Genomic DNA, 13690 nt, shown 5'->3' with positions numbered 1-13690 from the left:
GGCCGACGTGGGCCGCCGCAGCCAGCGGGGCGAACCGTATCGACCCGAACGCTCGGAACCGGTGCGGCGTCCACCGCAGTCGCGTAACGGCCGCCAGTCGCCGCACTATCAGCGGTAAGTAACCTGTCGGCATGCCCCGCCCCGTCGCCTTGATCACCGGACCGACGTCCGGGCTGGGGGCCGGCTTCGCCCGGCGTTACGCCATCGACGGACACGACCTGGTGCTGGTGGCCCGTGATGTCGAACGGCTGGAACGGCTGGCCGCCGAACTGCACGACGAAGCGGGCGCGAACGTCGAGGTGCTGCCGGTAGACCTGGCCGACGCCACCGGCCGCGCCAAGGTTGCCGACCGGCTATCCGCCGGGGTGAAGGTTCTGGTCAACAACGCCGGGTTCGGCACCTCCGGCGAGTTCTGGACCTCGCATCTCGAGTTGCTGCAAACACAGCTGGACGTGAACGTTACGGCCGTCATGCAGCTGACCCACGCCGCGCTGCCGCCGATGATGGACGCGGGCGACGGCACCGTCATCAACGTCGCCAGCGTCGCCGGCCTGCTGCCCGGCCGCGGGTCGACGTACTCCGCATCCAAGGCATGGGTGATCGCGTTTTCCGAGGGACTGGCCAACGGTCTTGGCGGCACCGGCGTCGGGGTGCACGCGTTGTGCCCCGGCTTCGTGCGCACCGAGTTCCACGAACGCGCAGGGATCGAGATGGGCGGCACGCCGTCGTTCCTGTGGCTCGAGGTCGAGGACGTGGTGCGCGAGTGCCTGGCCGACGTCGCCAAGGGCAAGGTCGTGATCGTTCCCGGCGCGCAGTACAAGGCGCTCACCACCGCCGGGCGGATGGTGCCGCGAAACCTGGTGCGCGCCATGACCAAGGTGGTGGGCAAGGGCCGCGGAAGAACTTGAGTCGCACTCGAATGGTGCGGTCGCTAATCGCGTTGCTGTCGGCGGTCATGCTCGCGGTGACGTCGGCGTGCTCGAGCGGTGACGAGCAGGCACATCCATACAGCGTGCAGGCCGCCACGATGGGCGAATCGCTGGCCGTGTTGGGCTGGAACATCGGCGTGTCCAACCTGCGGTTCGACGGCGACTACGTGCTGGTCGACGTCGACGCGTCGCCGTCGCAAACCGGCGGGGACCACACCAAACCCGAAGACATTCGGTTCGGGTTGTATGGCGCGCTGGCACATCCAATCGAGGCCAATGCCATCGGCGGCTGCCGTGACGTGACCAGTCTCGCCGTGCAACCGGTGGCCGCTCCGACACCCGACCGGCTCACCGGCACAGCGTGTTTGGGTCCGATGCGGGACCAGAGCCAGGTGCGCGGGGTCTATGTGTACTCGCCGAAAGACCGGATTCCGGGGACCGTGGCAGCATATGCGGCCGCCTTTCCGGTCGGCGTGCCGCCGACGAACGAGAACGACACCGGCCTGACGCTGCGGACGACGAGCGTCGACGCGTTCAGCGCCGACGGCACCCGCCTCCTCCCGGTCGCACTGGGCGACCCGGCCGCCTTCACCGGGAAGGGCTACATGCTGCTGGGCCTTGAAATCAACGGTCTGGCATCGCGTTACCGCGACGACTCGGCCCGGCGCGGCGGTCCGATGATGGTGCTGGCCGCCCCGACGCTGCCGGCCCCTGGCCTCAGCCACGCCTGCGACATCTACGGAGCCTCCGTGCTGGTGCTGCCCGACGCGTCGCTGGACGCCGTCAGCATCAGGGCCTCGTTGTGCACGCAGGGCGAGATCAACGACGCCCTGCTCTACGCGTCGGTGTCGATGGTGGGAACCCACGCCGGGCTGTGGACCACCCGTGCCTGAAGCGGGTCCCACCGAATGGGGCGAGACCAACGGTGTCGGCCCCTGGCAGGGTCCGCTGCCCGACGATCCCCGCTACGACCCCACGCTGCTGCGCGACGGCGATGCCCGCAATGTCGTGGACGCCTACCGCTATTGGACGCGCGAAGCCATCATCGCCGACATAGACCAGCGCAGACATCCGCTGCACATCGCGATCGAGAACTTCGGCAACGACGCGAACATCGGAGCGGTGGTGCGGACTGCCAACGCGTTCGCGGTGGATACCGTGCACATCGTCGGCCGGCGCCGCTGGAACCGGCGCGGTGCCATGGTCACCGACCGTTACCAGCGGCTGCGCCACCACGACACGACGGCCGACCTGCTGGCCTTCGCCGCGGAAGCCGGGCTGAGCGTCGTCGCGGTGGACAACGTGCCTGGCGCGCAGCGGGTCGAAGACACCGCGCTGCCCCGGGCCTGCCTGCTGATCTTCGGGCAGGAGGGCCCGGGGATCACCGCCGAGGCCAAGGCCGGCGCGGCCCTGACCGTGTCGATCGCCCAGTTCGGCTCGACCCGCAGCATCAACGCGGCCGTCGCCGCGGGCATCGCGATGCACACCTGGATCAAGCAATGGGCTGACATATCGCGGGCCTGGTAGGGCAGGATCAACGGCATGGATCAGCTATGGGCAAATCGTGCGGCCAGCGCTGAAGCCGCAGTCGCGCAGCGACATCTGAAGAGGCTCTGGCAGCTGCCGGGCACCCAGCTCGGGGTCGTCGCCTGGCCGTCGACCCGGCGCGACCGCTGGTTCGGCACCTGGCATTACTGGTGGCAGGCCCATCTGCTGGACAACCTGGTCGACGCGCAGCTGCGTGACCCGCAACCCGACCGGGAGAAGAAGATCGCCCGCCAGGTCCGGTCACATCGGTTGCGCAACAACTTGTCCTGGATCAACGACTACTACGACGACATGGCGTGGCTGGCGCTGGCGCTGGAACGGGCCGGCCGGCTGGTCGGCGTGGAGAAGTCCGGCGCGCTGAAGAAGCTGTGCAACCAGTTCGTCAACGCCTGGGTGCCCGAGGATGGCGGCGGAATTCCTTGGCGTAAACAGGATCAGTTCTTCAACGCGCCCGCCAACGGCCCCGCCGGGATCTTCCTGGCCCGCTACGACGACCGGCTGCGGCGCGCCCAGCAGATGGCGGACTGGATCGACGAAACCTTGATCGACCCGGAGAACCACCTGGTGTTCGACGGCATCAAGGCCGGCTCGCTGGTGCGGGCGCAGTACACCTACTGTCAGGGCGTGGTGCTCGGGTTGGAGACGGAGCTCGCGGTGCGAACCCAAGACGACGACCACGCGCTGCGGGTGCATCGGCTGGTCGCCGCGGTGGCCAAGGAGATGGCGCCCGGTGGCGTGATCAAGGGCGCAGGCGGCGGCGACGGCGGATTGTTCAACGGGATCCTGGCCCGCTACCTGGCGCTGGTCGCCACCATGTTGCCGGTGCGGACGCCGCAGGACGCCGCGGCCCGGGACACCGCCCGAAATCTGGTGCTCAAATCCGCGCAGTCGGCCTGGGATCACCGTCAGACGGTCGACGGGCTGCCGCTGTTCGGGCCATTCTGGGACCGGAACGCCGAGCTGCCGGCCACTGGCGGCCAAGAAGCCCAGTTCGTCGAGGGTGCCGTCAACGCGTCCTCGGTTCCGGAACGGGACATGTCGGTGCAACTGTCCGGCTGGATGCTTATGGAGGCTGCCCACGCAGTCGCAGAGGAGGAAACACCGGAATGACCCAACCCGGCGGCTGGACACCGGACGAGGAGACCGTCGAGAACGCCAACCTCACCCGCTTCATGGCCTGGCTCGCCGAAACCGGTCGGGGTGAGTTCGACGACTACCGCCGGCTGTGGTCGAAGTCGCTGGACGACATCGCCTGGTTCTGGGACGCGGTGTGGCACTTCTTCGACATCCGCGCCTCCGACGTGGCGGACACCGTGCTCACCAGCACGGAAATGCCTGGCGCCCAATGGTTTCCCGGTGCGACGCTGAACTACGCGGTCGAGGCGTTCCGGCATGAAAGCGACGAGCGGCCGGCGCTGGTCGTCGTCGGGGAGGACGGTTCGACGGAATGGTCGTGGGCACGGTTGCGCCAGGAGACGGCGTCGTTCGCCAACTACCTGCGTCGGCTCGGCGTCAAACCGGGCGACCGGGTCGTCGGCTATCTGCCGAGCACGGGTGAAGCGGTCGCGGCGTTCCTCGGCGCGGCCAGCGTCGGCGCGACCTGGGCGGTGTGCAACCAGGACCTGGCGGTCGCGGGTGTGGTGGCCCGCCTCGGGCAGCTCGAACCGAGCGTGCTGGTGGCCACCGACGGCTCGGTGTACGGCGGGAAACGCCACGATCGCAGTAAGGAACTGGCCGAAATCCGGGCGCAGCTGCCGACACTGAAGGCCACCGTGCTGGTGCCACGGCTCGGCAACGAGGTCGTCGACGACGACGTCACGCCGTGGTCTCGGGTACTGGACCTCGATGCGCCGCTGGAGATCACCGCCGTCCCGTTCGCCCACCCGCTGTGGGTGCTGTTCTCGTCCGGAACCACCGGGACGCCGAAGGGCATCGCCCACGGCCATGGCGGCGTCGTGCTCGAACACATGAAATACCTGAGCCTGCACCTGGATCTGGGTCCGGCGGACCGTTTCATGTGGCAGTCGAGCACCAGCTGGATGATGTGGAACCTGCTGGTGTCCGGGCTGCTGGTGGGCTCCACCGTGGTGCTCTACGACGGCAGCCCGACCCATCCGAATACCGACAGTCTGTGGCAGGTGGTCTCCGACCACGGCGTCACGCTGTTCGGGGCCGGCGCCGGTTACCTGCTGGCCTGTGCGAAGGAAGACCTGCACCCCGGCAAGGAGTATCCGCTGGACGCCCTGCGCGCGGTCGGCTCCACCGGCTCACCGTTGCCCGCCTCGGGTTTTCGGTGGGTGCAGGACGGCGTCGGCCGCCAGATTCCGGTGGTGTCGGCCAGCGGCGGCACCGACATGGTGACGGCCTTCATCGGCGGTTGTCCGCTGGTGCCGATCGTGGCCGGCGAGCTGAACTGCATCTGCCTGGGCGCCGCGGTGGAAGCCTGGACGGACGCCGACACCCCGGTCGTCGGGCAGGCCGGTGAGCTGGTGCTCACCCAGCCGATGCCGTCGATGCCGGTGTTCTTCTGGAACGACCCCGACGGCAGCCGCTACCGCAGGGCGTACTTCGAGAAGTACCCAGGTGTCTGGTGTCACGGCGACTGGATCACCATCACCGATCGGGATTCGGTTGTGGTGCATGGCCGTTCGGATGCCACCTTGAACCGGATGGGTGTACGCATGGGCAGCGCGGAGATCTACAACGCGGTCGAATCGCTCCCGGAGGTTCGCGACTGTCTGGTGGTGGGTGTCGAGCAGGACGATGGCGGCTACTGGATGCCGTTGTTCGTCCATCTCGCTGACGACGCGGCGCTGGACGACGAATTGCGGGAGAAGATCACCGCCGCCATTCGCAGCGGAGCCTCGCCTCGGCATGTGCCCGACGCCATCGTGGACGTCCCGGGCATACCGCGAACCATGACCGGCAAGCGGCTCGAGATCCCGATCAAGCGAATCCTTTTGGGTGCCAAGCCAGATGACGTTGTTTCGCCGAGCGCCGTCGACCAACCCGATCTACTCGCCGTGTTTGCGGAGCACGCCCGGCGGTGAACGTCGAGGTTCCGCGTATCGTTCGTCTGCTGCCAACACGCTTCAACCGCAACGCCAAAACGGTTGCCGCCACCGAGAACACCGCGGCGGCGCTGCTGCTGGCTTTCACTGTCGCCGCCATCCTGTGGGCGAATTCGCCCTGGGCGGATAGCTATTCGACATTCTGGAACACTCCGATCGGCGTGAGTTTCGGCGACATGCACGCCGAGCTCACGGTCAAGCAGATCGTCAACGACGGTCTGATGACGTTCTTCTTCTTCATCGTGGGCCTCGAAGTCACCAGCGAGCTCACCATCGGCGAACTCACCGACCGGGCCAGGGCGGCGGTGCCCTTTGTCGCCGCGATGGCCGGTCTGATCGTGCCCGCCGCCGTTTTCCTGGCGTTCAACGTGTCCAGCGACGACGCGCACGCCTGGGGTGTGGTGATCTCGACCGACACCGCCTTCCTGATCGGCGCCTTGGCCGTCATCCGACCGAAATACCCTGCGCGCCTGCGAACTTTCCTACTCACCTTGGCCATCGTCGATGATGTCGGGGCACTGATCGTGATCGCGCTGTTTTACTCCGAGCACGTTCGGATCATGCCGCTGCTGTTCGCCGCGGCGCTGATCGCCGCCCTGGCATCGGTCCGGCTTCTGCCGGTGCTGCGCGGACCCGCCTACGCGGTGCTGGGATTCATGCTCTGGGTGGCGCTGTTCTTGGGAGGAGTGCACCCGACCCTGGCCGGCGTCGCGGTCGCCCTGCTGATCCCGGTGTTCACCCCCGAGCGGCAGCGCGTCGAACAGGCCGTCGACCTAATCCGGGCGTTTCGGCAGTCACCCAATTCGAAGTATGCCCGCGAGGCCACCCGCCGCCTACGCGACTCGATTTCGATCAACGAGCGGCTGCAGACCGACATCGGACCGTACGTGTCGTTCCTGGTGTTGCCGGTGTTCGCGCTTGCCAACGCCGGCGTGCGCCTCGACGAAGAGGCGATCTCCGCGGCGGCACGCTCCCCACTGACGTGGGGCATCGTTGCGGGTCTGGTGCTGGGCAAGTTCGTCGGCGTCACCGGCGCCACCGCACTGGTCACCGCGACCAAGTGGGGCCAACTGGCGCCTGGGCTGACCCTGCGCCGGGTCGCCGGCGGCGCTGCGCTGTCCGGAATCGGGTTCACCCTCTCCCTTTTCATCGTCGATCTCGCGATCGACGACCCCGGCAAGCAGGACCAGGCACGCATCGGCGTGTTGATCGCGTCGGTGCTGGCCTTCGTGTTGGGGTGGGCCATCTTCCGGTTCACCGACTGGATCAGCCCGCCCGACCCGGTGGGGCTGAAGCTCGTGCGCCCGGTCGATCCGGAGCGCGATCACATCAGGGGCAACCCCGACGCACCGCTGACGCTGGTGGAGTACGGCGACTTCGAGTGCCCGTTCTGCAGCCGCGCAACCGGCGCGATCGACGAGATGCGAGTGCGTCTGGGCGACGACCTTTGCTACGTGTGGCGCCACCTACCCCTGGAGCGTGTGCACCCGCGCGCGTTCGATGCAGCGAGGGCCAGCGAGGCGGCGGCCCGTCAGGGCAAGTTCTTCGAGATGGGGCGGGAACTCTTCGCGCACCAGGACGATCTGGAGTGGGCGGACATATACCGGTACGCCAATTTGGTCGGCCTCGACCTCGAGCAGTTCGACGAGGACGTGCGTGTGCACCCTTCGAAGGTGCTGCACCGCGTGGGGGACGATGCGCAGGACGCCGAGGTGATGGACCTCAATTCCACGCCGACGTTCTTCGTCAACGGCAAGCGGCACAAGGGTCCGTGGGACGCCGCCAGCCTGATCCGCGCGCTGGAGGCGGGCCGGCCCTAGCTCGACTGCTCGGGGAGCGGGTCTGCCTTTTCGGCGGGTTCCGGCTGCGGGTTCGTGCCACCACGGCGGCTGCGGTTGAGCAGGGCACGGCCGACCGAGATAATGCCCGGCAGGATCGACACGAACACGATGCCCAGGATGATGAGCTCGAGGTGCTTGTTGACGAACGGCACGTTGCCCAGGAAGTAGCCGGCCAGCGTCACACCCGCGCCCCACGCGATGCCCCCGACGATGTCGAACCCGAGAAAGACCGGATAGCGCATGTAGGAGACGCCCGCCAGCACCGGGGTGAACGTCCGCACGATCGGCACGAAGCGGGCAAGGATGATCGTGAACGGCCCGTACTTCTCGAAGAACTCGTGTGACTCGGTCACGTAGCGCTTCTTGAAGAAGCGGGAGTCTTCCTTGTCGAACAGCGCGGGACCGATACGTCGTCCGATGAAATACGCGGTCTGGTCGCCCAGTACAGCCACGATGGGCACCGCGACCACCAACGTCCAAATGTCGATGGTGCCCTTGGCGGCCAGCAAGCCGCCCGTGAACAGCAGCGAGTCGCCGGGCAGCAGCGGGAACAGCAGGCCGGTCTCGATGAAGACGATGATCAAAATGCCGGGCAGGACCGCGGAGGCAAACAGGCCACCAGGCCCGAGCCAGTACATCGGGTCCATGATCCCTGGCAGGGCCATCACCGTGGTGGTCATGACGCCCCAAGATACCGGTCGCAACTGGCCAAGCCCGAATCCGTGCTGTTTGCGATACTGCTAAACACCTGCGTCACCGGGAGGAAGTCCCATGCCGATCGCCACGCCTGAGGCCTATGCCGAGATGCTGGCCCGCGCCAAGGAGCACGCGTTTGCGTTTCCGGCGATAAACTGCACGTCCTCGGAGACCATCAATGCCGCGCTGAAGGGCTTCGCCGACGCGGGCAGCGACGGCATCATCCAGTTCTCCACCGGCGGGGCGGAGTTCGGCTCCGGCCTGGGCGTCAAGGACATGGTGACCGGCGCGGTCGCGCTCGCGGAGTTCGCCCACATCGTCGCCGAGAAGTATCCGGTCACCGTCGCCCTGCACACCGACCACTGCCCGAAGGACAAGCTGGACACCTACGTCCGGCCACTGCTGGCGATCTCGCAGCATCGGGTGGCAGCAGGCGGCAACCCGCTGTTCCAGTCGCACATGTGGGACGGCTCGGCGGTGCCGATCGACGAGAACCTGGCGATCGCCACGGAACTGCTGAAGGAGGCCGCGGCCGCCAAGATCATCCTGGAGATCGAAATCGGCGTGGTCGGCGGCGAGGAGGACGGCGTCGAGGCCGAGATCAACGAGAAGCTCTACACCACTCCCGAGGACTTCGAGAAGACCATCGAGGCGCTTGGCGCGGGCGAGCACGGCAAGTACCTGCTAGCCGCCACCTTCGGCAATGTGCACGGCGTGTACAAGCCGGGCAACGTCAAACTGCGCCCCGACATCCTAGAGCAGGGCCAGAAGGTCGCGGCGGCCAAGCTCGGATTGCCTGAGGGCTCAAAGCCTTTCGACTTCGTCTTCCACGGCGGCTCCGGATCGCTGAAGTCGGAGATCGAGGAGGCGCTGCGCTATGGCGTGGTCAAGATGAACGTCGACACCGATATGCAGTACGCGTTCACCCGGACGGTGGCCGGACACATGTTGACCAACTACGAGGGTGTGCTGAAGATCGACGGCGAGGTGGGCAACAAGGAGGCCTACGACCCGCGCAGCTACATGAAGAAGGCCGAGGCCAGTATGTCGGAGCGGGTCGTCGAGGCATGCAACGATCTGCATAGTGCCGGCCGATCGGTGACCGCCGGTTAGCTGATGGGTGCCTGGCAGATCTTCCACTGATCGTCGCGGAACTGCAGATCGAAGCTCCGGGTGGACCGCATCTGCGGCGCAAAGGCCATGAACGTGGTCACGTTGGCTTCGGCATGTTCTCCGTTGACCACTACCTGGTCGATGCTGGCCACCACCGGATACTGCTTGGCCGCGGCCACCCGGGCGTGGGTGTCGGCCCATGCGCGGTCGTCGTAGTTGACGTAGCTGTCGCGGGTGGCCCCGCAGGTGATGCCGCGCAGCGTGGCCAGGTCACCGTTCTGCACCGCGACGTCGAAGTTTCGGATCGCCGAGCGGACCATGTCCTCCTGCGACACCTTCGGCTCGGAACTGCGGGTCAAAAGCACCGTGCCCAGTATCGCGACGGCTACCAGTGCGGCGATGACCAACAGCAGCGCCACCACCCAACCCCAGCTGCGGCTACTGCGCGGCGGCGTCGGCCCTTCGCCGCGGGCCGGGATAACCTGCGGCGCAGCCGGTTTGGACACCGGCTCGGTGACCGACGTCGCTGCCGCCGGGCTGCCCGGCGGGTCTGGCACCGACAGCACCTCGGTAGCTGGCTCGGGAGGCGTGTCGATCTGCTGCGTCGATCCGACGTCGAACCCGGAAGGAGCGGTGAACCGCCGCTCGCCCTTGATTTCGGCCGGCGCCTCCGGCTGTTGTGGCTGCTCGGCTGGCTGCTCGACGGTTTCCGCACCGGCCGATTCGACGTCGGCGGCTTCACCCGCCGATTCCACAGCCGGTTCATTACCCTGGTCGGGCCCTGATGGGTTCGACATCCCGCTGCAGTCCTCCCGTAACGACGTCTGTGCGCCGAGCTTATCCACCCCACGGCACAATAGGCCCATGACGCGGATGGGCGATCTTCTGGGACCGGATCCGATACTTCTGCCCGCCGACAGCGCGGCCGAGGCCGAGCTGCAGGCAAGCGAGAACCCGGCCATCGTGGCTGCCGCGCACCCGACGGCATCGGTGGCGTGGGCGGTGCTCGCCGAGGACGCGTTGGCCGACGACAAGGCCATCACCGCCTACGCCTACGCCCGCACCGGTTACCACCGCGGCCTCGACCAACTGCGTCGCAACGGATGGAAGGGATTCGGCCCGGTGCCGTATGCGCACGAACCCAATCGGGGTTTCTTGCGCTGCGTGGCCTCGCTCGCGCGGGCCGCCGACGCGATCGGCGAAACCGACGAATACGCCCGCTGTCTGGATCTGCTCGACGATTGTGACCCGACCGCGCGAACTGAACTCGGGCTGAGCTAACGCCCTACCAGGTCGCTGCGCAGTTGCAGTCGCCTGCGGCATCCGGCGGCTCGATCTGCACCGTCGCATGTTCGAGCCCGCGCGCGGTCAGCACCGTCCGCGCGTCGTCAAGCACCCGCGCCGAATCGGCGGTCGTGGTCAGGTGCGCGGTGACCATGTCCTTGCCCGGAACGAGCGTCCACACGTGCAGGTCGTGCACTTCGGTCACGCCTTCGACGGCGCCCAGCGCGGTGCGCAGCTCCTCGACGTCGATGTGGCTGGGCGAGGACTCGGACAGGATCCGCAGCGCCGCTCGCGCCAGCGAGATCGCCCGCGGCAGCACCCACAATGCGACGAAGACCGCGACCACGATGTCGGCGTACGGCCAGTGCGTCGTCACCGTCACGATGCCGGCTATCAGCACACCGATGCTGCTGACGGTGTCGGCCACCACCTCCATGTAGGCACCCTTGACCGCCAGACTGTCCTTGGAGCTGGACCGCAGCAGCACCACCACCACGGCGTTGGCCAGCAGGCCGGCCAGTGCGACGACGATCATCGGCACACCCGGAATGTCCGGCGCATCGCCGAGCCGCTCGAACGCCTCGTACAGGATGAACGCCGCCACGCCCAGCAGTAGCACCGCGTTGGCCACCGCGGTGAACACCTCCGCGCGGTGCCAGCCGTAGGTCCGCGCCGGCGACGCGCTGCCGTGCCGGGCCACCAGCACCGCGGTCAGGCCCATGAACAGGGCGACCAGGTCGGTGAGCATGTGACCCGCATCGGCCAGCAGCGCAATCGAATTGATCAGTAGCGCAGTGGTCAGCTCGAGCACGAAGAAGCCGGACAGGATGGCCGCGGCGATCAACATCCGGCTGACACGGGTGTCGCCACTGGTGTGAGTGTGGCCGGCGCCCATGTCTGCAATCTATGCGTAACGACGCATATATCGCAAGGCGTCGCTCACATCCAGGCCGACCAGAACCGGGTGAACTGCAGGCCGTCCGATATCAGCCACCTGCCCACACCGGACATGTCGAAGAACCAGCCCACCACCCCGAAGAACCACTGATTCAGCGGCGTCGCGATCAGCAGGAACAGCAGGACGAACAAACCCCATTGCTTGGCGGGTGCCAGCGCGCGCTGGGTTTCCGGGCTCAGGTGTGGTTCCAGCGCGCCGTAGCCGTCCAGGCCGGGGACCGGCAGCAGGTTGAGCACTGTCGCGGTCACCTGAAGGAATCCCAGGAATGCCATCGCGGCCCAGAAGACGTTGTGCTGCGCGTCGTAAAACAGCCGGGTCAGTACCAGCAACACGATGGCGAACAGGATGTTGGTTGCCGGGCCGGCCAGGCTGACGGTCGTCTTCTGCCACTTGGTCATGAATGACGTCTGCACGTACACCGCGCCGCCCGGCAGGCCGATGCCGCCCAACAGAATCACTAGCACCGGCAGCCCCAGCGAGAGCAACGGATGCGAGTACTTCAGCGGGTTGAGGGTCAGATAGCCGCGCATCGCGACACCGTGGTCGCCGAACCGCCACGCGAGGAAGGCGTGCGCGAACTCGTGCAGGCACAGGGACACCAGCCAGCCGGCGATGACGAAGGTGAACACCCCGACATAGGCCAGGGGCCGGATGGACGCGGCGGACATCCAGGCCAGCACGCCGCCCACCGCGGTCATCGTCACGATCGCCAGGAAGACCGGGCTGGGCCGCACCGACTGGTGCGTCGGACGAATGCTCACCTCACGAAACTACCGGGATTCGGCCCGACCAGTCACAGCCGGTCAGCTCGGCGGACAGTTCCCACAACCGGCGGGCCATCTCCGGGTCGCGGGCTTTCTTGACGGGCTTGGTCACTCGCGGCTTGCCGAATTGTTTGAAGCGCGGGGCCAGATACGTCCCGCTCGGCAGGTCTGTGGTCGCCGCGAGGACGCTGGACCGTGCGGCGGTCTTCGCGCTCTGCGGAAAATTGCGCAGCCAACGTTGCCGGTACGTCCAACCCAGATAGCCGGTGCTGTACCTGGCGATGTCACTGTCCGCGCCGCCGGGATCGGCCGCGATCGCACGGACACCCCTTCTCGCTAGTTCGTTGGTGAAGAGCATGACGGCGAGTTTGGACTGGCCGTAGGCGGCCCACTTCGAGTACTCGCGGTTGTGCCAGTTGAGGTCGTCCAGACACAGGCGGCTGAACTGGTAGTTCATGCTGGTCACCGACACCACCCGATCCTTGATCCTGTCGCCGAGCAGGCACGTCAAGGCGAAATGCCCCAAGTAGTTGGTGCCCATGTGCGCCTCGAAGCCATCCGCGGTGCGGGTGAGGGGCAGACCCAGCACACCGGCGTTGTTCACCAACACATCGACGGTGTCCACCGAGTCGGCGAACTTGCGCACGCTGGCCAGCACGCCCAGATCGAGATGAGCCACCTCGACGTCTCCCACCATCTCGGCGGCGGCCTGCTCGGCCTTCGGGACGTCGCGGCCGGTGATCAGCACGCTGTGGCCGGCCGCCGCCAGTGCCGTGGCGGTCGCCTTGCCGACGCCGCCGTTGCCGCCTGTGACAATGATCCGCATCGGCCTATTTCACCAGCAGCCAGCCGTGCGTGTGCCGATAAAAGCTCGATCGGCGGACCGGTCGCGGCGCGGGCACGCCGTCGCGAACCACCACCGCGCCGGTGGTGCCGAGCTGCGCGGCCCGCCCGGTCACCCAGCGCCGTCGGCCCCGACCCGTCACCGCCGCGCGCAATCCGGGCAATGTCGGCGTCGGTTCCATCCGCACGCCGGGGACCTCGCCGTCGAACAGCTGTGTATCGTCCACCACCGCCTCGCCCCGCAGCGGCGAGCCGGTCCATTCGGCCGCGCCGACGATGACCTGACCGGTGTCGTCACGGATCAGCGGTACCCGCCGGGCGGTCCCGCGCCGGGCCGTGCGTGCCGTCCACCAACCGGTCGCATGGCCGACTTCCACATCGAGCCGGTCGGCGCGCAGCAGCCGGGTGAGCACCGCGGCCAGGTCGGCATCGGAACCGACCACGATCAGTCGCCCGCAGCGCGCCACCGCCGCGTCGATGTCGTCCGGCCCGTCCACTCGCTGTGCGGCCAATCCGGCCAGCGGGCGAAGCGGACGGCGGCCGCCGAACAGCAACACCACAACATCTGTGGTGATCAAGGCAGCTCCTCGCACTCGGTCAATCTGCTCCTCACGTGCGCGCCTGGGATAGGGTGGCTCACCGG

The 13690-nt window shown here is 67.3% G+C and carries 14 protein-coding genes; 8 read left to right on the top strand and 6 right to left on the bottom strand.

The genetic code is table 11. The features are described 5' to 3' along the window. The first annotated feature begins 131 nt into the window (after window positions 1-131). Genes ACRDU5_RS04370 through nhaA form a run of 6 tightly spaced genes read left to right on the top strand, consistent with a single transcriptional unit; the run spans window position 132 to window position 7368 of the window. Window positions 132-908 carry an SDR family NAD(P)-dependent oxidoreductase gene (locus ACRDU5_RS04370; RefSeq protein WP_526613099.1) on the top strand — a complete coding sequence of 259 codons (777 nt, stop codon included), beginning with the start codon at window positions 132-134 and terminating at the stop codon, window positions 906-908. 14 nt (window positions 909-922) lie between these two features. Next, window positions 923-1822 carry a hypothetical protein gene (locus ACRDU5_RS04365; protein WP_526613097.1) on the top strand — a complete coding sequence of 300 codons (900 nt, stop codon included), beginning with the start codon at window positions 923-925 and terminating at the stop codon, window positions 1820-1822. After that, window positions 1815-2456 (top strand): TrmH family RNA methyltransferase, encoded by a 642-nt coding sequence (locus ACRDU5_RS04360; RefSeq protein WP_526613096.1) that lies wholly within the window; start codon window positions 1815-1817, stop codon window positions 2454-2456. The genes ACRDU5_RS04365 and ACRDU5_RS04360 overlap by 8 nt, the downstream gene beginning before the upstream one ends. Before the next feature lie 15 nt (window positions 2457-2471). Then, on the top strand, window positions 2472-3587 hold the full coding sequence (locus tag ACRDU5_RS04355) for a glycoside hydrolase family 76 protein (RefSeq protein WP_526613094.1): 1116 nt from the start codon (window positions 2472-2474) through the stop codon (window positions 3585-3587). After that, entirely contained in the window at window positions 3584-5527 is a 1944-nt protein-coding gene (locus ACRDU5_RS04350) for an acetoacetate--CoA ligase (protein WP_526613093.1), read from the top strand. Before ACRDU5_RS04355 ends, ACRDU5_RS04350 begins: the two co-directional genes overlap by 4 nt. Further along, window positions 5524-7368 carry a Na+/H+ antiporter NhaA gene (gene nhaA, locus ACRDU5_RS04345; RefSeq protein ID WP_526613091.1) on the top strand — a complete coding sequence of 615 codons (1845 nt, stop codon included), beginning with the start codon at window positions 5524-5526 and terminating at the stop codon, window positions 7366-7368. Before ACRDU5_RS04350 ends, nhaA begins: the two co-directional genes overlap by 4 nt. Here the strand turns inward: nhaA and ACRDU5_RS04340 are convergent. Then, complete coding sequence (locus ACRDU5_RS04340; RefSeq protein WP_526613089.1) at window positions 7365-8069, bottom strand: VTT domain-containing protein; 705 nt, start codon at window positions 8067-8069, stop codon at window positions 7365-7367. The genes nhaA and ACRDU5_RS04340 overlap by 4 nt on opposite strands. A 91-nt stretch (window positions 8070-8160) precedes the next feature. Between ACRDU5_RS04340 and fbaA the strand changes: the two genes are divergently transcribed. After that, a complete protein-coding gene (fbaA, locus tag ACRDU5_RS04335; protein ID WP_526613088.1) occupies window positions 8161-9198 on the top strand; it encodes a class II fructose-bisphosphate aldolase in 1038 nt (345 codons plus the stop codon). Here the strand turns inward: fbaA and ACRDU5_RS04330 are convergent. Next, window positions 9195-9995, bottom strand: a complete 801-nt coding sequence (locus tag ACRDU5_RS04330; RefSeq protein ID WP_526613106.1) for an Rv0361 family membrane protein — start codon at window positions 9993-9995, stop codon at window positions 9195-9197. The genes fbaA and ACRDU5_RS04330 overlap by 4 nt on opposite strands. Window positions 9996-10062: 67 nt before the next feature. On the opposite strand from ACRDU5_RS04330, the gene ACRDU5_RS04325 reads away from it, so the two are divergent. Continuing rightward, window positions 10063-10479 (top strand): DUF3151 family protein, encoded by a 417-nt coding sequence (locus ACRDU5_RS04325; protein WP_526613086.1) that lies wholly within the window; start codon window positions 10063-10065, stop codon window positions 10477-10479. A gap of 4 nt (window positions 10480-10483) precedes the next feature. Here ACRDU5_RS04325 and ACRDU5_RS04320 read toward each other — a convergent pair whose 3' ends face one another. From ACRDU5_RS04320 to ACRDU5_RS04305, 4 genes are read right to left on the bottom strand one after another with little or no spacing between them, the layout of a single operon-like run. Next, window positions 10484-11377: a cation diffusion facilitator family transporter gene (locus ACRDU5_RS04320; protein WP_526613085.1), complete on the bottom strand. Its 894-nt coding sequence runs from the start codon at window positions 11375-11377 to the stop codon at window positions 10484-10486. A gap of 44 nt (window positions 11378-11421) precedes the next feature. Continuing rightward, complete coding sequence (locus ACRDU5_RS04315) at window positions 11422-12201, bottom strand: site-2 protease family protein (RefSeq protein ID WP_526613083.1); 780 nt, start codon at window positions 12199-12201, stop codon at window positions 11422-11424. A gap of 1 nt (window position 12202) precedes the next feature. Continuing rightward, on the bottom strand, window positions 12203-13030 hold the full coding sequence (locus ACRDU5_RS04310) for an SDR family NAD(P)-dependent oxidoreductase (protein WP_526613081.1): 828 nt from the start codon (window positions 13028-13030) through the stop codon (window positions 12203-12205). A 4-nt stretch (window positions 13031-13034) separates the two neighbouring features. After that, window positions 13035-13622 (bottom strand): peptidase M50, encoded by a 588-nt coding sequence (locus ACRDU5_RS04305; RefSeq protein WP_526613104.1) that lies wholly within the window; start codon window positions 13620-13622, stop codon window positions 13035-13037. Window positions 13623-13690 lie beyond the last annotated feature (68 nt).

The organism is Mycobacterium sp., assembly GCF_050701515.1.
Classification (GTDB): Bacteria; Actinomycetota; Actinomycetes; order Mycobacteriales; family Mycobacteriaceae; genus Mycobacterium.
Note: the sequence above shows the minus strand (reverse complement) of the source record. Positions and strands in the feature narration are given on the sequence as shown.